The organism is Saezia sanguinis, assembly GCF_963921665.1.
Lineage (GTDB): Bacteria > Pseudomonadota > Gammaproteobacteria > Burkholderiales > Burkholderiaceae_C > Saezia > Saezia sanguinis.
Map to the genome: position 1 here is coordinate 30,375 of NZ_CAWUGC010000020.1, position 17,923 is coordinate 48,297.

Consider the following 17,923-nt stretch of genomic DNA (forward strand, 5'->3'; position numbering starts at 1 on the left):
TCGATTACTGGTGCGGCATCTCTGTGTGGGAGAGCAATTTGAAATAGCCATCATCTATCTGATAGACAGACTTGGAAAACTCTTGCGGAGTGGGGCTAGCCAAGGGTTCGCCAATTTCCCCACCATCCACGATAGCGTGTGTATAAATCACAAATCCGTCAATCTCAATGGTGGTACGGTCAACCCGGAACTCTGAAAAACGCTTGAACTCTTCATAACTAAACCGGCTATCAAGCAGCAAAGCATCGATCAAGGTGCCATCTGAATCATAACTATTCAGTTGCGTGTTAAACAATGGGGTATCGGCTTCGCCTATACGGTTGTAAACGATGATCTTGTACAAGTTGTTTTCAATATTGAAACGGCCCACTTCCACATAAGCTATGTCGGTATTGACTTTATCGACACCAAAATGATCGCCTTTGACAGGAATACGGGTCTCCTGCTCAGTGAACCTGACAGCCTGCTTTTGATATTCCGGCAAAATAGATAAAGCTGACTTTTCGAGTATCGAATCGTGGGTATATGTACCCATAATTTGTGCTGAGGTCACTGGTAGGCTTAACTCTTTGGCTGAAATTAGATTACAGCCTAAAAGCAGTAATACAACGAAGCTCAGACAGACTGCACAAAGCTGTACACGCTTTGCCAGATAATTTTGCATATTCATGTTTCTTCCTTTTCTGCTGTCTCTTCTGTTTTTGATTCTTCTGGTTTTGCCTCTTCTTTTATTTCTTCCAGTGACGGACTAAACCCTTGCAAATGGATGTGATGGTGATGGTTAGCGAGATGTTTGATATTTTTCAAAACGGGTTTTTCTGCATCCGGGTTTGTTTTTTGCCACTCTGTATACCAGGTGGTCCATTCGGTAGCAGTATCCGGGCTATTGGTGCTGTCCCAATATTCCCAGGCTTTTATATCGCTCCATCCATACCGCCGTAACTCATCAACGAAACTGTTTTGTCGATCCACATCCAGGCCTTTCCAGCCACAAGGATCTCCAGTTTCGTTATTTTTATCGAGATGTACCGTGCCTCCGGATTTATCGGTTCTCAAATAACGCAGGTCCAGGTTCATGCCATTTTTATGGCTGGTGCTGGGAGAAGGAGACTCACCTTTATTATTGCTGCCGCCATTGAAGTTAAAGTCTGTATAACCTGTATTGGTCATAGAACCTAAAAGCGCGGCAGTTGTGACGTCGTTGGAGTAAGGTCTCGTCGTGTTCATTGCCATTGAAAATTTAACGGTTTTGTCCGCATTTTCAAAATTGTTGATAGTTCCCATATCAATCAGGTAAATTTTATCTCCACCCAATTTATCGCCATAGTTTGTATAGGTGTTGCTGGTCGCCGTGATGTCATAGGTTCCCAAGTCATGTTCAGTATCTGAGGAGTCATGATAGACATACTTTGCTTTGTCTCTGGCATTTTTGAGTTCCTGAACCGTCCGGTCTTTTTTGTCATCTCCTGTTGTATCAGTGAGTTTGTATTTGATTTTGCCATCCGTATAAATATGGTATTCAACAGTTGATGTCACTTTATCCGATATTTTTTGTTCGACGGTATTACCTGGGGTAGTCGAGGTGGTTCCCTCTGTTTTTGGCGTGTCATCAGGCGCTGTCGATGGGGTTCCTTCTGCCACTGGTGTGTTTTCATCAGACATAAGACATTCCTTTCTTTTGATAACGCGTCACTTAAATATCCAGATGTACTGATATGTCTTCAGGCTCATCCGAATAGAATGTCTTGGTATATCCCTGTTCATCTGTAACGCCTTCCTCAGTCTGGCCATTTGCGCGATATGCGGTGTAGCGGGTATTCCCATAGGGATTGTCGTCGTCATCTGTGAAATGAAAACGAAGATTGTGTGAACTTTCTTCTTCTTGAACAGGATCCTCTTGCATGAGGTGTACGACGACATTTTCCTGATGGTCAGAGAGGTATTTTTGTGTGTACCCCTGGGCGTCAGTAACCCCCTGTCTGTTGGTTCCATCCTCAAAGAATGCGATGTACTTGGTATTGGCATACGGGACGCCATAGTCATCGGTGAAGCGGAACTTGAGGTTATATGCACCGGCCTCTGTTGCGTCGATATTTGCCAGCCCAAATTTGGGCATGGCATAGTTCATAGTAGCCGCACCCATCGCGTCAAACGGAGCTTTGATATCCAGTTTGGCCCCGCCTATTTCAATACGGCCACCGCTGAATTTGATGTATGCGCCCCCGCATGTCAGCAGTAGTTCTTTTTGTGCTGCTACAACGGTTTTGCCTTTGGTACTGGTAATTGTCAGGTCGTTTTGTGAGATGAGTTCCATCTCACCATGTTGCGCATGTACCTGTACCCTTCCTTTGTTGGAAATGAGCTGTGCGTCTTTTTCTACCGCCATCAGGGATGCGTTATCACCCGCAGCTACCGTGAAGTTTTTATAGGCACTGACTTCGGTGTTTTGGGCAGACGTGATCTGGACATTTCTCTCAGCGCTTAACTGGGTACTGGCCGAAGTTACAATCGCAACACCATGAGGGCTGCTCATTAAAATCCCGGACTGTATCAAGTCGGTGTAAACATCCTGAAGCTGGCTTTGTTGCTGGGCCAAATCGGGTTCTTGTGTTCCTACAGTGCGGGCAGCATTAGCCAGGTTCTGCGCCGTTGCCAGCGCATTCTGCAATTGGGCAATGGCCTCTTGCAGGTCAAGTTGTTTTCCTTGTGCCTGCGCTCGTGTGTCTGTTGAGATATATAAGCCTTTGGCAGCCCGGATCGCCCCCCACTCATCCGTCCTCAACTCAAACCCATCCCCCCGGTGCTCCCCACTGCCGTCATTCCTTCGGGGATGAGTGAGATACCCCATGGTAAGTTGGGTTGTGCCATGTGTGGAGTGCAACTGTGTCTTGATCTCCCCGGTGGTGTCGTCTATCAGCAGTTCGTTATAACCACCACCTTTGTGCTCTTTGCTTTTGACGGTCTGCTGTGTCTTGAGTGCAGGTAGCTTGTAAGGCGTGGGGTGATTCGCATCGTAGGTACGTCCGGTGATGATAGGCTGATCGGGGTCGCCATCCAGAAAGTCAACAATGACTTCCTGGCCGATTCTGGGGATCGCCATATGCCCCCAGCCAGCTCCGGCCCAGTTCTGCGCCACCCGGATCCAGCAGGTGCTGTGTTCATCGTTGCTGCCGATGCGGTCCCAGGGGAATTGGACTTTGACCCGCCCGTGTTCATCGGTGTAGATTTCTTCTCCCTGCGGGCCTACAACGTGGGCAATCTCAGGACCATGCAGATGCGGTTTGGCCGGAATATCGGCTTTCCATTCCGCTGTGGCAGGAACCAGTTCTGCGGTTTGCTCATAGCTGGTGCTGGTTTGGGCAGTAGCGGCTTCTTCTTCGCCACTGGTGTGCTGTTTACCTGTGTGCTGCACCTTCACCGCACGCCACATGGTGTTTAGATCACTTCTGGGATGTCCTGTCAGCTCAAACGCCACACCGGGCTCTATCCTCGCGTCATCCCCAGTGGCGACTGCCATCTTCGCATCTCTTCTCAGGGATTGCAGCTTTGTCTGGGTAAAGGGAATGCCTGCATCATCCTGTTTATAACGGCCCGGATAGTCATAGCGCTCGTATTCGGTGGATTGAGCGGGCATGTCCCGTCCGAGACTCGCCTGTTGCTGGTCGTAGCGCGGGTTTTTGAAGGTATAGTCTCTTTGGGTCTGGCGTGCGGTACGCACCTTCTCCTGGTACATGAAGGTACGCAATGCAGGCTGAGGCTTGTCCCCGGCTGGTTTGGGCTGGTACAGCACTGGTTGAGCTTCTTGGCCTTCTTCACCGGAGAGTGCGCCAAATGTCTGGATGGTGTCGGTGACAAGCAACTGGTGATTTTGCTCACTGTGCTCAAAACGATACACAAAGCCTTCTTCGGCCAGCAGGCGCTGGATGTATTCAAAGTCGGTTTCGTCGGCCTGTACGCAGTATTCGCGGCTCAGGTGGGTTTGTTGCTGATTCAGGGTGTAGTTGTCGACTTTGTCGGCTTTGAGGACTTCTGTGATGATTTCGGGCACGCTTTGTTGCTGGAAGATTTCCCAGTCTGAATATAGCGCTGTGCGGGCAAGCATGGGCTCTACCACTGCACGATAGCGGGTACGCCGAAATCCAGTGTCACGCTGGCTGAAATCAGATACCAGACCATGAACATGGCGTACAGCAGTGCTACCCTGCCAGATGGTGAAGAGTACCGGCTGATCAAGCAGTTTGCTGAAGTCAACACTGGGGTCAGCACTGAGCAGTTCCACTTCAAGCACAAATGGGGTGTTCAGTGCTTCGGTGAGGGTAAATTCTACGACGTCAAACGCCACGTATTCGCTGGCGTCTTCTGCGCTGTTGCAGGCGGGTTCAAAGCTAAAACGCAGGTCAGTTTGGGCCATGGTAAATCCTGAGATATGATTTGTTGGTTCTGTTGTTAGCTGTTCCGGTACCCGTTATTCCAGTTTCCAGTCGGGTTCACCCTCAATGAGTTCTCCCTGTACCTGACATACCGGGTGATAAGTCAGGTCGCCCAGCCGGGCAACCGGACGGTTGTCATCAATGCGGGCACGACGTGAACCGGTCACGATCTCAGCGCCACAACTGATTCTGTCGCCAATACGGGCAATGGGAATTCCCTTGATGTGACATGTAGGTGAGCCTGTGACCACCTCTGTCATACCGTGACCTAGTGGGCAGGCCCCTTGTAAAGGACACAGATGCTTGTGCCCGATCCGGACAATTTCACGCATGCCAGGAATAACGCCTGCGCCCCGAATAATGGTTTGTGCCATCCGTAATGTACCCCTTGCCCCAATACAAACGATCAAACAACAGCAAGGCGATAACCTCACTGTTGCCAAACGCTTTAAAGGAAGGCTGATCAGCCTTCGATCGGCGCTCTCCAGTCGTCGGATGCTTCTGTACCGGCGACTTCATGGCTCCAGATGATCTTGCGGTAGGCCAGTGACACGCGTACCAACTGGGTGTAGTTGGCGTTGTCTGCGTTCTGCGCATGTGGCAGCACGGTGTCAATGTCTACAACCGTAGCGTCTTCCAGCTTGGTGGAGAAGAAGTGTTCCTGTTTGCCATCTACAGATGTGCGATACCAGCGGACTTCCACGGTGGGCAGCATTTCACCGGTGGTCAGTGCCTGGTACAGCAGCGGTACGCCTTTGTTCAGGGCACAGGTGAAGACAAACGGTTTGTGCACGCGCTGGCCTGAAGGCTGGCCGCTTTGCGGATCGGTCGGGGTCGTGACACGGTGGCTGATTTCCTGGACCAGGATTTCGTCTTCGTGGCCTTCGACGTAGACGTTGCCGACGGAATCTGCTGTGAATGCACCCTGGGTGATGTTGCCCTGGGTTTTGCCTTCAATTGAAATGTACGCTGGAGTTGGCATGGAATGCTCCTTATAAATAAAAAGAAATGAGAAAATAGGCTGCTTTCAGACAGCTTGATTTATTCATAGCGCAAACAACATGCCAGAATTAATGGTTTGAATATAACGTATTGAAAATAAATCACTCTCTAATAACCCAAAAGAATGATCGGGTCAAAAGTGGCCCGGTTGTGGGTCACTTTTGGCCTGACCCCAAATAATCAGTTGATTTAAAAAAAGAAAACAGCATCAGGCCAATAATGACCTAAACAAAAAACTAAACATTCACAATGTGATTAATAACGATATAGTGTGAAGTTTTTAACAGTATTGAGGATCAGAAAAAACACAGGTTTTAACTGAATAAGCACAGATTTACTGTACGAAATGAGATGCAAGGTGATTTTATAGTGTTAAAAGGAGATAAAGGACAATTAAGGGGCAATGGGCTTATCTGGAAAGAAACGTCTCATGTAGAAAGGGAAAAAGGCAAAAGGCCATAGATGCATGGCCTTCTTGTTTAGCCAATCTAAAGTTTGTTTTGCTCAAAGCAGTGCTAAACAGACCGTTTGATATCACAAATGGTTATGCACATGATCCCCAAACGTTTAAGAGAAGCCCGTAAAAGAGCCGGACTCACCGGCGCAAAGCTCGCTTTATTGGCTGGTATAGATGAATCCACTGCCGCATCCAGAATATCTCAGTATGAAAGCGGCACCTATACACCCAAGTATCAAACGGTTTGCCAACTGGCTGATATTCTGGATGTGCCGGATGCTTATTTCTACGCAAGAGATGATGAACTCGCTGAAATCATCTACCAGATCCACAAATACAAAAAAATGCCGTGAATATTTCACGGCGAATAGACTCCCTGATGCTGGCATTAAAACGCCTGTAAATCTGCTTTATTTAGCAAAATTGAAATAAAAACTTTAAGTTATGCTAAAGACAGAAGTCAACAGCCATTTTAAGATTCTCCAGACGAGATCAAATTTTTCATAAAAACAGATTCATCAAGCAATAGGGTTGTGATACATAGCCAGAACAATTCATTATTCTGGTAACTATCAATGGCTAACTCTATTTATCTGACTCTCAAAGGAATGAAGCAAGGACTGATATCTGCTGGCTGTTCTTCTTTCGAATCTCTTGGTAACAAGTATCAATCAGCTCATCAGGATCAAATCTTCGTTTATTCTTTCAATCACTCGTTGATGCGTGAGCAAAATGCCAATCATTTGCCCGCTGAATTTATCAAGCCGATGGACAAGTCATCGCCTTTATTGGGGCTGGCACTCTCTGAGAACGAGGAGCTGTATCTACTGTTTGACTTCTACCGCACCGCAAGTGAAGGATTGCAGCAGAAGTTTTATTCGATTGAATTGAGAGGGGCGTCACTCAAGCAGGTCAGTGTGAATTACCCGCATTCTCTGACTCACGCGGACAGCCAGCCCGAGGAACTGGTGGTGGTTGCCTACAAAGATATCCGTTGGACACACCACATCGCAGGAACGGACGCTTACAGCTTCTGGAGTGACCGGGTTTTTTAACAGAACTGGAACCGCAGATAAAATCTCCATAGCCAGAATATGAAAATCCCTATGGATAGGAATGAGAGGTATGGAGATTTTTTGAGCCTGAGCAAAGATACCAGCATCAGGGGCATCACACACAGAATAAAAGTCAGCGGTTTTGTGCCATCACTGATGTCATCAATGACATAGTAATTGACAACATCGCAAATGGTTTTGATTTCCGGCTCGCCTATCGTCCATTCTTTATCTAATACGGACATGGCATAAATAAAAAATACAGATGCCAGGTAATACACGCCATAGACAATGAATATGGCAAGGCTTTTCCATTTTTCGTCTTTAGTATCCATACAGCAGCTTTTTCACTCTCTCGCTTCGTCCGATCAGGGCTCTTCCATATTCACTGTAAGTTCTGAGCGGCAATGTGCCAGGTTCGGCCTTGATGCTGTTGATGAAATCTATCTTGGCTCTTTCTATCCCCCGGTTATACCGGGATGCGGCCAGTATGATCTGTTCTTCACTGGCGTACAAAGTGTCGGCATCGGGGTAGTCAAACAGAATCAGGTATCTCAAATGCTTGGCAGCCAGTCTCATATTGAAATCATCGCTTTCCAGGCAGGTTTTGAGTTGCAGTTGTTCTCTGGAGGTAAGTTTTTGTGGATCAAGCCCCAGTGTTTCTGCGGCAACTCTGAGTTGCATGGCAATGATGCCGTTAGAGAGTTTATTGAGGTTTTCTTTTGTTCCGCCCATCTTGTCCAGTAACTGCCGGTATAACACCATGCCCTTGGCTTTAAAGTCGTCAGGCTTTCCTCCTGCTTCAGACCAGGCCACACCAGCAAGCAAGATGGCAGGTATTTTTTCTTCAAAAGCGGTGATCAGAATCTGCTGTCGGTAGTATTTGATGTAGGCGTCTTTGTACAACAGCAGGTAGGGCTCGCCAGTGTAGTTTGTCTCATCATCTTTCATGACATGACGAATCCATACATCGCGCATGCCCCATCTTGGAAAGTTAACTGTCTGGGGTGTACAGTAGGGGTTGTTCCTTGTGTAACTCACGGTGGTCATTGCAGGTGTCCTTACCGTTGATGTCGATAGATGTTCATTAACGATATCAATTCCATGAATGCTTTACCAGTGGCAAGAGGATGTTTTGATGCAGGGCATTTAGGCGAGATGATTGAGGGTTGATTCGGGGGATATGTGCTGACACTGGAGTTGATTTGCTTATAAGTAAAAGGCCCCGCCAATAGACAGGGCCAGAATCAAACAATATGAGATTTAAACTTTAAACAGATGTATTCCTTTTTTTCTGAGCCAGTCCCTCGACTTGCCACTTATCCAGCATATCGGCCCAGTCCTGCATCATCTGTCTTCTCTGCTCCACATACATCGCATGGTTGTAGGTGCCTCTGATGACGTCTTTATCTGAATGCGATAACTGAGCCTCTATCCAGTCTTTGTTGTAATCCAGTTCATTGAGCGCTGTTGAAAGTGTTGCTCTGATGCCATGCCCGGTCAGACGCCCTTTAAATCCCAGGCGTTTCAATGCGCCGTTCAGGGTATTCTCACTGATAGCCTCTTTGGGTTGTGAGCGGTGACATAACAGATAACGCTGTCCTGCGAATTTGTATTGCAGCAGTTCCTCGATGACTTCAATGGCCTGACGGGATAGGGGAACCAGATAATCAGGGATTTTTTCACTTCTCTCCCTGATTTGGCGTTGAAGCTGTTTAACGTCCTCTGCGGGAATAGACCATATTCCGGTTTCAAGGTCGAACTGTTCCGGCTCAGCAAACCGCAATTCACCCGTTCGCACGCCGGTGAGCAAAAGTAACCGCAGACCAAGTTCGGTTTGCCGGTTCGATTTCATGGCATGTATGGCAGCCATCAGTTCGGGCATTTCTGCCATTGTTAAATGCGGGTTATGACGGTTACGGCGGTATGGCATCGCCACGATATCCATGTCCGCTGCCGGATTAGATTCAATCAGTCCTTCTGCAATGGCATGCCGGAAAATCTCATTGAGCCAGCTTCGCACTTTCTCGGTAATGGACAATGCGCCACGTTCCTCTATACGGCGCTGGACAACCAGCAAATCGGCACGGCTGATATCCTTTAGCACTTTTTTGCCCAATACAGGCAGGATATCCAGTCTCAAATAGCGCTCTATCTGTATGGCGGTTCCCTGTCTGCCGCCATTCTTTTTTTCTTTTGAAGTATTGGCATTAATCACTTTGAGTTTGAATTCAAGCCACTTCTGAACAAAAGTCTCAAATTTCAACCCGTCAGAAACAGCCTGTTCAATTTTGCGGGATTTCTCTTGTCGAGGATCGATACCCAGAGCGACCAGCTCACGAGCCTCCTCACGCATTTTACGGGCTGTTTTAAGGCTGATTTCCGGGTACTTGCCCAGTGTGATCTTTTGCTGTGAGCCATTCCAGTAAAACCGGAATACCCAGCTTTTAGCCCCGTTGTTTTTGATTCTGAAGAATAAGCCGTTACCGTCTTTAAGAAATTGTTCCTTTTCTGAGGGTTTGGCCTGTTTGATTTTGTAATCAGAAAGCAGTGTCATTGCATGTATCCTCTCTTCAATTGCTGAAAACCGAGGGCACGACATTCACTGAATGACGCAAACTCATCAGACGATGAATCCGTCACAGTGTAAAAGAAATTGCTGCTGTTGGGTACTTACAGTCAACAAAGCGGGTACTCAAAAAGGTACTCATTTTGTTGTGCAGTGAGGGTATTTCGTGTCACTTCATGTTACTAGTGAAACCAAAAAATCTTTATTTTTCAACTTACTAGTTACTGTATGACACTTCATGTCATGAAGTATTGGAGCGGGAAACGAGGCTCGAACTCGCGACCTCAACCTTGGCAAGGTTGCGCTCTACCAACTGAGCTATTCCCGCGAAGAAGAATGCTATTATGCGTAATCTTTGCTAACTATGCAAGTGCTATTTTCAAATTCCCCCAAACAGCTCTTGGAATTGGCGTTCCATTTCAACAGAAATCGTAAGTACGCGCTATTGCTATTCAAATTTCGTCCAGGTTGAAAAGAGGCTTTATCAGTATATTTGCGCCTTTGTTATTCCGCTGTGACGCCAGAGGCTTTAACAATACAATGCAATTTATGGCATCTCCCAAAGATATTTTTCTCAACGGCTGTGTTGAAATTGACAACGCTTTGTCCGCACATGGCTTTAAGTCGCTGCAAAAAGGGCAAATGCTTAAAAAGCCCTTGTCTGCCGACAAAGATATCACTGGTGAAATTCATTTTCAGTCCAGCCACCTGAATTCTGCCGGGCATATCATCGTCTGGCCACATATCAGCATTTGCTCCAAACAGTTGAAAAAATGGCATCAGGAGCAAACCGGCAACCCGAATGCCACAGGTGTGGTTTACAGCAATCAATTGGGCTTTTTCACACCTCGCAAACAATGGACTGACTGGAACCTTGCCGGTGCCAGTTATGCACAAAGTGTTTCAGATATAGCGCAGGCGGTACATGATTATGTGCTGCCTGTTTTTGAGTTGTTTGCAGATAAATCACAAGCCATTGCGTTTTTACAGGCCAACGGCACACAGTTTCACCCATGGCTGGAAAAGTCGCTGCAACCCATGGCTTTTATGTTGTGTTTTGCGCCCACAGGTGCGGCACAGGGCTTCTTTGATAATTTTGTCTCCCACTGCGCGTATCAAAAACGCGTCCGGCAACTTTATCAAAGCCTAGCACAGGCTCAGCATATTGATTTGAATCATTCTGAATTTATCGGTGCGGCTACCATCAAGCTGGCTTACGTTCACGGGTTAACTGTCGGCAAAGCTGCATGAAAGCTTAAGGAATACTGACTGCGGGCATACCCCCCATGATCTGCCCTGCCCGCCGCTGCAAATATCCTGAGCCCTGGTTGTTCTGGTAATAACGTGGTCGTGGCAACATGGCTGCCAGCCGCGCTGCCTGTACTGCGCTCAGGTTGTCCGCATTGTGTTTGTAGTACGTTTGCGCAGCGGCCTGCGCGCCGTAAATGCCATTGCCCCATTCGGCATGGTTTAAATACAGTTCCAGCAAGCGCTCTTTGGTCAGCAGGGTTTCCAGCGCCAGGGTAATGAACAGTTCCTGCCCTTTGCGTACATAGGTCTGCTCGGTGGACAGAAACAGGTTCTTTGCCAGTTGCTGGGTAATGGTGGAGCCGCCGCGTATGGTGCCGCCACGTGATCCTGCATCTCGCGCAGACTGCACACGCTGGTTATGCTGCCATGCTTTCCAGACGGCCTCCCACTCCACACCAAAGTGTTCTTCAAACCGGCTGTCTTCCGAGGCAACTACCGCCCGCTTGAGGTTTTCTGATATGTTGTCGTAGCTGCGCCATTCACGGTGCCATTGCTTCAGCTCGCCTGCAAGCAGCAGCCGCACAATGGCCGTGCGCTCAAACGCGGTAGAGCGTATCGGCAGCACATTGCCAGCGGCAATGCGCAGCACAAAAAACAGCTCCAGCGCAAATGCTGAAAGTAACAGCAGGCAGATAAAACGTTTAATGTAAGCCACAGGTATTTCGGGTTTTTTAGTTTGCTTATTTTAGAGCCATCGCATGCAAATTCGCACACTTTGTCGCATTCTCTGATGGCAGGTTTGTTGAAATGTCAGATTTGGTCAATAATAGGTCCCCTGCCCCAGTTCTTCAACCAGTTTCTATACGACATGCCCTCTGCCAATTCTCCGCTCAAAGCCATGGGGCCTGCCGAATGGGCCATGCTGATCACGCTTTCGCTGCTATGGGGTAGCTCGTATTTTTTTACCAGCGTCATTGTCAAACAGATTCCCCCGCTGACTTTTGTCACGCTGCGTGTCGGGCTGGCCGCTATAGCACTGCTACTGCTGCTGCGCGCCCTTGGCCTGAAAATGCCGCACAGTCCCAGAATATGGGGGGCATTCCTGGTCATGGGCTTGCTCAATAATCTGGTTCCGTTCAGCCTGATTGCCTGGGGACAGACACAGCTTGCCGGCGGACTGGCGGCTATTCTTAATGCGACCTCGCCCCTGTTTACCGTGGTCTTTGCCCACTGGCTGACCAGCGATGAAAAGATCACCCCGAATAAACTCGTGGGTGTTGTCATCGGTTTCCTGGGTGTTGCGGTAATGATCGGGCCGGACGCATTCTCGTCGCTTGGCAGCGCCAGGCTGCTGCCGCAGGTCGCCTTGCTGGGCGCTGCGGTCTGCTACGCATTGGCCGGTATTTATGGGCGCCGTTTTAAATCGCTTGGCATTCCACCCATGGTCACCGCTACGGCACAGGTCACCACAGCCGCGCTCACGCTGCTGCCATTCGCACTGCTGGTTGAACACCCGTGGACGCTGCCGATGCCCAGCCTGCATGTCTGTGCAGCCATTGCGGCCAGCGCCATTTTTTCCACTGCGCTGGCTTATGTGCTGTTTTTCCGCATTCTCTCCAGCGCCGGGGCCACCAATGTGATTCTGGTTACTTTTCTGGTTCCGGTCAGTGCCATCATTCTGGGTGCGCTTATTTTGAACGAGCGCTTATACCCCCGGCACTTCATCGGCATGGCGATGATCGGCCTGGGCCTGCTCGCCATCAACATCCGGGGCCTCTTGCTGCGCAGGAAATAAGGTTTGGATGCTTCTGAGCCGGAATGCAAATTAACGCACCGGCTTTTTTGCAGAACCTCAGGCTGGCATGGTATGCTTGTGGACAGTCTTAAATTTCAGGCCCATCCCAGCACAGGAGCATAGAACATGCATTCACTCTCTCTTCGCATCAGCCGGTGGACTCAGGCTATTTTCCTGTTTCTGTTTTTAAGCACTGCAATCGCCCTGTTTGCTACAGCCAATGCGCAAACCGTTTATCACGAAGAAGAAGTCACTTTCAGCACAGAAAACGGCCTTGTACTGGACAGCAACGGCCAGCCTGTCAACGGCGTGGTACAGACATTCCATGATAATGGCATGCTCCAGCAGGAAACGCCTTATGTCAACGGCAAAATTGAAGGGGTTGAAAAAGCATACAACCTCAGTGGCGAACTGCGCCGGGAAACCATCTACGTTAACGGGCTGAAAGAAGACGTTGAAAAAATATACTGTGGCAACGCCGTTCTGAACTGCGAAAACACCTATGAGCATGGTCAAAGAGTCGGTGTGTCCAAAGGCTATTATGAAAGCGGCCAATTACGCTACGAAATACCTTACGTCAACGGCATGGCAGAAGGCATCTCCAAAGGCTACTACGAAGACGGCAGCCTGCGCTATGAAACGCCGTATGTCAATGACGAAATACACGGCACCGACAAGGGGTTTCATGAAGATGGCAGCCTGCATTATGAAAGAACGTTTGACCACGGCAAAATTGACGGCCCTGACAGGTCTTACTATGCCGACGGCACATTGCAAATGGAAACCCCTTACGTCAATGGCGAACGTGACGGCATTGAAAAATGGTATTACCCGGACGGTTCGCTACAGTCTGAACGCTCCTGGACCAACGGCAATCTCAACGGCCCGTCAAAATCGTTTTATAACAATGGCGCGCTGTGGTATGAAGTGACTATGGTGGATGGCCAACGCCAGGGCGTTGAAAAAGCCTATTATTCAAACGGCACGCTTAAAAGCGAAACGCCATGGCGCGACAACCAGATTGATGGCATGATGAGAAACTACCATCCCAACGGCCAGTTGGAAAGCGAAATGCCGTACATCAATGGTGAATACCACGGCACCCTGAAAACCTATCACCGCAACGGCAACCTGGCACGTGAGGTGCTGTTTGTGCATAACCAGCGCCAGGGTGTCGAAAAAACCTATTACAGAAACGGCGCGCTTAAACGCGAAATCACATTCGTTGACAACAAGCTGGAAGGCCCTGACAAGTGGTACTACGAAAGCAGCGCTCTGAAGCAGGAAAGCCACTACACCGAGAGCCAGCGTAACGGTATTTCCAGAACCTATGATGAAAACGGCAAACTGCTCGACGAAATCATGTACGCAGACGGCCAGAAGGTTGCCCACTGAATGCCCTCACCACAAACGCCCTGGTCTGTCGCGTCATACCGCATAAGATCAAGGCGTTTTACATGCACATTCATCATGGAATATTGGTAGGCCGTGCGGGGCTCGAACCCGCAACCTCACGGTTATAAGCCATGCGCTCTCACCCATTGAGCTAACGGCCCTGACACAGATATCCATTGCGGAAATCATTCAAGGCTTCATACACCTGTAATCAAAGATGTATTCGTTGGCTCAAACGCATATCAATAATAGCAACCGTAATTTAAAGTGTGGTCAATATGTATACCGCGCTGCATCATGCATGCGCCATACACATTTTGAATAATAGATCCGGATTGTAATGCTTTCGAAAAATAAGTGTCAATGAAATTTGATCAACTTCATTTTCTACTGACAGTCCCACGACACCAGCGCCCAGACCCAGTGCGAACACGTTTGCTGCAAGTTGGCATCTGAACCTCCGCAGTCTTGCGCCGGATAAGTGGTGCAACGATTGCCTTTCTGGTCAAGATAATCCACCCGTGGCAAATACCCCATCTGCGCCAGCAGGTTCACCGCATAAATGTAGTCCGGGAAAGCAACCGCGGTTTCTTGTGCTTTCGCAGGGATTGCACGCGGCTCGACCATCAGCGTCATATACGCCCGCAGCCTGGCCTTGCTGTTGATTTTATGGAGGGCATCGGCCATGTCGTCCACCATGGTGGAACGCGATGCCACCACCACATCACACACCGGTACATCACACCATGCCTGCGGCCCGTACTCGTGCCACGAATGTTGCAACACATGCACATTGGATAGCCCTAGCGCCTGTGCGCGGCATTTCACCACATGCAGCATGCCGGGGCTGTAATCCAGCGCGTACACAGCCTTTAGCTGCCTTGCCAGCGCCAGGCCAATTGCGCCGCCACCGCAGCCAATATCCAGCAGCGAATGGGCGCCCTGCAAATCCATGTGTGCAATGAATGCCTGTACATACGGGTTGGCAGAGTCGTCTTCAGTGAGCGAGAGTTTTTGCGAACGCTCATCCCATGCGCTTGGCGGTTTGCTCTTGCGGCTTGATTGCTCTGCATGGGCACGGTAGAGCGAGGCAAAATCAATATCATCAATGGTAGGCATCCATCTATCTTTCTGTTTGTCCATCAAACACGTTCAGCACCGATGATACGCGTGCACCGGTTCACGCCGGTTTATTATCCAGCACCGGCTTTTCGGCAGTGCCTCTTGGCTGGCAGGCTCAGGTACTGAAGGTCAAACGCAGTATCTTGTTACAATTTTATGCGTAATACACTCACCAACACCAGCACAAACACTTTGCCGCACAGGATCTGACATGAACGCCATCAACATTATCACCCCCTACAAATACGAAGGCATGTGGGTATTTGACGATGCGCGCGCAGGCTTGTCAAAAGAGCCGTTTGTCAGCGGGGCGGATACCATGATCGACCGCGTTGTCGCAGATATTCCCGATGCCGACCAGGGCTTTGTGATGCTGTTTTCTCAAACGCCGTTTCCCGGATACGCGTTCAGGCTGCAATGGCGCCGGGCTGATTGCGGCGGTAACTGGTACCACAGCCAGGAGCTTGATATGGAAGGCTGGCTGTGCCCGGCACTGTTTCGCTATTTTGAACAGGCCCCTGAAGATATTTTTGTGCAGATTAAAGCCAAAACCGCCTGAAATATTTCACGGCCTGCCCGGTGGCCAATTCATACGAACAGCATCCCTGCCCCTAGCAAGGTTGCCGGCGGGCTGAATACCGCTGCACCCCATTCAGGACAACAATATACAGCGGTGTATTTCTTGTTAACTGTTATGCCGTTTGCATCAGGAAAATACGGTAATAAGCTACGTCTTCACTGAAAGGGGTATGTATGAACTGGTATCTGCAAGCATTAAAAAAATATGCGGTGTTTGACGGCCGTGCCTGCCGTTCAGAATACTGGTGGTTTACTCTGCTCAATATTGTATTTGCAACCGTGCTGCTTTTTGTTTCTTTGCTGTTTGGCGCAGGCTCTATGGAAATCAACCACGCATCTACACCCTACCCGGCGGTATTTGTATGGGCCAACGCGCCGGTCCTGGGTATTTTTTACCTGGTTATTCTGCTGCCGAGTATTGCCGTGCTGATCCGGCGATTGCATGACATTTCGCGCAGTGGCTGGTGGATACTGCTGATTATTCTTCCGGTGATCGGCGGCTTTGTGCTGTTGATTTTTACCCTGTTGCCCAGCACCCCCGGCGCTAACGAATACGGCCCAGAGCCAAGCCATACCGCCAGCCCCTCTTCGGCCTGACCGAAAACACCCAAACGACATTTGCCAAAATAAAAACAGCGGCCCTAAAGCCGCTGTTTTGCCACACCATGCCAATGCTCATTCAGCCTGCGGATCACTGGCCTCGCCGCGCAAGGTTCCGTCGGCATCCCAGTGCTGCCACTGCCCTACCCGCTCGTCATGCAGGTAATCGCCCTTGCTGCCAAGCTGTCCGTTGCCATGCCAACTGCTCCACTCGCCGCTGCGCAGGCCATCCAGATAGTGCCCGGTGCCGCTGAGCTGCCCGTCCTCACGCCACCATGACCACAGACCAATCTGGCGGCCCAGCCGGTAAGTGCCCTGCAACCGTTTTTGCCCGTTTTCCCACCACAGCGCATAGGCACCATCAGGCACACCGTTGATAAAACGGATGGCGACCTGCTGGTTGCCATTGGCATGCCAGCGGATGTAACTGCCGGTCATGCGTAACGGTGCATCACCCTCATAGTGGTACAGACCGTGCAAGTCATCCATCCCCCGGATCACATCAGCCGCTTCCATCAACAGATACGGGTCGGTCAGCTTGGCGTCATTGCTGCGGTAAAAATCCTGCACCTCAAAAAAACCTTTTTCCGTCACCCCGAGAAAACGGCGGTAATACGCTTTGCTGCCGGCAACAATGTCGCCGCTGACAAACGGCACCTGCTCGCCTTGGCTTTTTTGAGTGGCGCCGGGGCCGGCCGGCATCACCAGGCGCAGCGGCACTGTGCTGCCCTGGGCATTCCAGCGCTGCCAGTATCCGGTGCGAATGCCTTTATCGTAACCGCCGCGCTCATAAAGCTGCCCATTGCGCCACCAGCGCTGCCATGGCCCTGCTTTGCGCCCGTCAAAATACTCACCCTGTTCGTACATCTGCCCATTGTCGTACCACAGTGTCCATTGCCCCTGGCGCTGCCCATTGACAAATGTACCCTGCGCCTGCAACTGGCCGTTTTCCCACCACCATTGCCACTGGCCTTCTGCCGCGCTGGCACTTTCCGGGGCACTCTGCTCATACAGCCCCTGCACGGCCATCTGTCCGCTTGGCCACCACTGCGTCCACGGGCCTGCCTGCTGGCCATTCTGGTATGTCACCTCGCGTATTTTTTCACCGCCCTCTGACCACCAGGTCCAGGTGCCATCGGCTGTACACACGGCTGAAGCAGTTGATGCTGCTGCACGATGCCTGCCCTGCAACATCTTTTGTCCATTAGGATACCATGCGGTATAAATCCCGACAATCGCCAGCCCCTGATCACAGCGCGGCAGTTCTGCTGCCATCGGAGTGTCGGCACCCACCAGACCATGCGTAACGTCATCCAGACTGCTCAGCACAAACGGGTCGGTATACTTGTCGCCGCTTTGCTTATAAAACTCCTGCACCAGATAACCATCGGTGCCATCGGCCACGCTCACTCCTAAAAACTTGCGCTCAAACAGATCGTTGCCAGCAACCACCTGCCCCACCTGGTACGGCAACGCCCTCATGCCGGCATCGCGCAAAGCGGAAGCATCACCCGACTCCTGCGTTGAGCAGGCAGTCAGCGCCCCCGCAGTGATTCCGGCCAGTGCGATCAAAAGCACACCGGCAGGAACAGATACACTTCTGGCCCACCGGGTAGTTCTTTTTGTAAAAGAGCGTCCTTTTTGAGGATTCATCACTTCATCATCTCC

The 17,923-nt window shown here is 49.9% G+C and carries 18 protein-coding genes and 2 tRNA genes; 7 read left to right on the plus strand and 13 right to left on the minus strand.

The features are described 5' to 3' along the window. Positions 1–4: 4 nt before the first annotated feature. The 5 genes from AACY98_RS14510 to AACY98_RS14530 all read right to left on the minus strand — a co-directional run bounded on the left by AACY98_RS14510 (position 5) and on the right by AACY98_RS14530 (position 5,412). A complete protein-coding gene (locus AACY98_RS14510) occupies positions 5–670 on the minus strand; it encodes a hypothetical protein (RefSeq protein ID WP_339806158.1) in 666 nt (221 codons plus the stop codon). Continuing rightward, on the minus strand, positions 667–1,662 hold the full coding sequence (locus AACY98_RS14515; protein WP_339806160.1) for a hypothetical protein: 996 nt from the start codon (positions 1,660–1,662) through the stop codon (positions 667–669). The genes AACY98_RS14510 and AACY98_RS14515 overlap by 4 nt, the downstream gene beginning before the upstream one ends. 31 nt (positions 1,663–1,693) lie before the next feature. Beyond that, a complete protein-coding gene (locus AACY98_RS14520) occupies positions 1,694–4,411 on the minus strand; it encodes a type VI secretion system Vgr family protein (protein WP_339806163.1) in 2,718 nt (905 codons plus the stop codon). 54 nt (positions 4,412–4,465) lie between these two features. Further along, the gene (locus tag AACY98_RS14525) at positions 4,466–4,804 is read right to left on the minus strand and encodes a PAAR domain-containing protein (RefSeq protein WP_339806165.1); all 339 of its coding nucleotides are present in this window, start codon (positions 4,802–4,804) and stop codon (positions 4,466–4,468) included. Between the two features lie 89 nt (positions 4,805–4,893). Continuing rightward, on the minus strand, positions 4,894–5,412 hold the full coding sequence (locus AACY98_RS14530; RefSeq protein ID WP_126977702.1) for an Hcp family type VI secretion system effector: 519 nt from the start codon (positions 5,410–5,412) through the stop codon (positions 4,894–4,896). Between the two features lie 572 nt (positions 5,413–5,984). On the opposite strand from AACY98_RS14530, the gene AACY98_RS14535 reads away from it, so the two are divergent. Both AACY98_RS14535 and AACY98_RS14540 read left to right on the plus strand, forming a co-directional pair. Next, complete coding sequence (locus tag AACY98_RS14535; RefSeq protein ID WP_339806167.1) at positions 5,985–6,242, plus strand: helix-turn-helix domain-containing protein; 258 nt, start codon at positions 5,985–5,987, stop codon at positions 6,240–6,242. A gap of 222 nt (positions 6,243–6,464) precedes the next feature. Further along, on the plus strand, positions 6,465–6,944 hold the full coding sequence (locus AACY98_RS14540; protein ID WP_339806169.1) for an Hcp family type VI secretion system effector: 480 nt from the start codon (positions 6,465–6,467) through the stop codon (positions 6,942–6,944). Here the strand turns inward: AACY98_RS14540 and AACY98_RS14545 are convergent. The 4 genes from AACY98_RS14545 to AACY98_RS14560 form a co-directional block, all read right to left on the minus strand. Beyond that, complete coding sequence (locus tag AACY98_RS14545; RefSeq protein ID WP_339806171.1) at positions 6,941–7,279, minus strand: DUF2645 family protein; 339 nt, start codon at positions 7,277–7,279, stop codon at positions 6,941–6,943. The two genes, AACY98_RS14540 and AACY98_RS14545, sit on opposite strands and share 4 nt — an antisense overlap. Continuing rightward, the gene (locus AACY98_RS14550; protein ID WP_339806173.1) at positions 7,269–7,922 is read right to left on the minus strand and encodes a hypothetical protein; all 654 of its coding nucleotides are present in this window, start codon (positions 7,920–7,922) and stop codon (positions 7,269–7,271) included. The genes AACY98_RS14545 and AACY98_RS14550 overlap by 11 nt, the downstream gene beginning before the upstream one ends. Before the next feature lie 292 nt (positions 7,923–8,214). After that, on the minus strand, positions 8,215–9,501 hold the full coding sequence (locus AACY98_RS14555; protein WP_339806175.1) for a tyrosine-type recombinase/integrase: 1,287 nt from the start codon (positions 9,499–9,501) through the stop codon (positions 8,215–8,217). A 264-nt stretch (positions 9,502–9,765) separates the two neighbouring features. Continuing rightward, positions 9,766–9,841 (minus strand) — tRNA-Gly (locus AACY98_RS14560). Between the two features lie 221 nt (positions 9,842–10,062). Here AACY98_RS14560 and AACY98_RS14565 point away from each other — a divergent pair. After that, positions 10,063–10,764, plus strand: a complete 702-nt coding sequence (locus AACY98_RS14565) for a DUF4304 domain-containing protein (RefSeq protein WP_339806177.1) — start codon at positions 10,063–10,065, stop codon at positions 10,762–10,764. A gap of 4 nt (positions 10,765–10,768) precedes the next feature. Here AACY98_RS14565 and mtgA read toward each other — a convergent pair whose 3' ends face one another. Continuing rightward, the gene (gene mtgA / locus AACY98_RS14570) at positions 10,769–11,479 is read right to left on the minus strand and encodes a monofunctional biosynthetic peptidoglycan transglycosylase (protein ID WP_339806179.1); all 711 of its coding nucleotides are present in this window, start codon (positions 11,477–11,479) and stop codon (positions 10,769–10,771) included. A gap of 153 nt (positions 11,480–11,632) precedes the next feature. Between mtgA and AACY98_RS14575 the strand changes: the two genes are divergently transcribed. Beyond that, the gene (locus AACY98_RS14575) at positions 11,633–12,559 is read left to right on the plus strand and encodes a DMT family transporter (RefSeq protein WP_339806181.1); all 927 of its coding nucleotides are present in this window, start codon (positions 11,633–11,635) and stop codon (positions 12,557–12,559) included. A gap of 126 nt (positions 12,560–12,685) precedes the next feature. Further along, positions 12,686–13,954: a toxin-antitoxin system YwqK family antitoxin gene (locus AACY98_RS14580; RefSeq protein ID WP_339806183.1), complete on the plus strand. Its 1,269-nt coding sequence runs from the start codon at positions 12,686–12,688 to the stop codon at positions 13,952–13,954. Positions 13,955–14,038: 84 nt separating this feature from the next. Here the strand turns inward: AACY98_RS14580 and AACY98_RS14585 are convergent. Beyond that, positions 14,039–14,115 (minus strand) — tRNA-Ile (locus tag AACY98_RS14585). A 226-nt stretch (positions 14,116–14,341) separates the two neighbouring features. Then, entirely contained in the window at positions 14,342–15,073 is a 732-nt protein-coding gene (locus AACY98_RS14590) for a class I SAM-dependent methyltransferase (RefSeq protein ID WP_339806185.1), read from the minus strand. A 214-nt stretch (positions 15,074–15,287) separates the two neighbouring features. Here AACY98_RS14590 and AACY98_RS14595 point away from each other — a divergent pair, with 214 nt between their 5' ends. Beyond that, complete coding sequence (locus tag AACY98_RS14595) at positions 15,288–15,635, plus strand: DUF6717 family protein (RefSeq protein WP_339806187.1); 348 nt, start codon at positions 15,288–15,290, stop codon at positions 15,633–15,635. A 194-nt stretch (positions 15,636–15,829) separates the two neighbouring features. Continuing rightward, entirely contained in the window at positions 15,830–16,252 is a 423-nt protein-coding gene (locus tag AACY98_RS14600) for a DUF805 domain-containing protein (RefSeq protein ID WP_339806190.1), read from the plus strand. A 78-nt stretch (positions 16,253–16,330) separates the two neighbouring features. Here AACY98_RS14600 and AACY98_RS14605 read toward each other — a convergent pair whose 3' ends face one another. Beyond that, entirely contained in the window at positions 16,331–17,908 is a 1,578-nt protein-coding gene (locus AACY98_RS14605) for a toxin-antitoxin system YwqK family antitoxin (RefSeq protein ID WP_339806192.1), read from the minus strand. Positions 17,909–17,923: the final 15 nt, after the last annotated feature.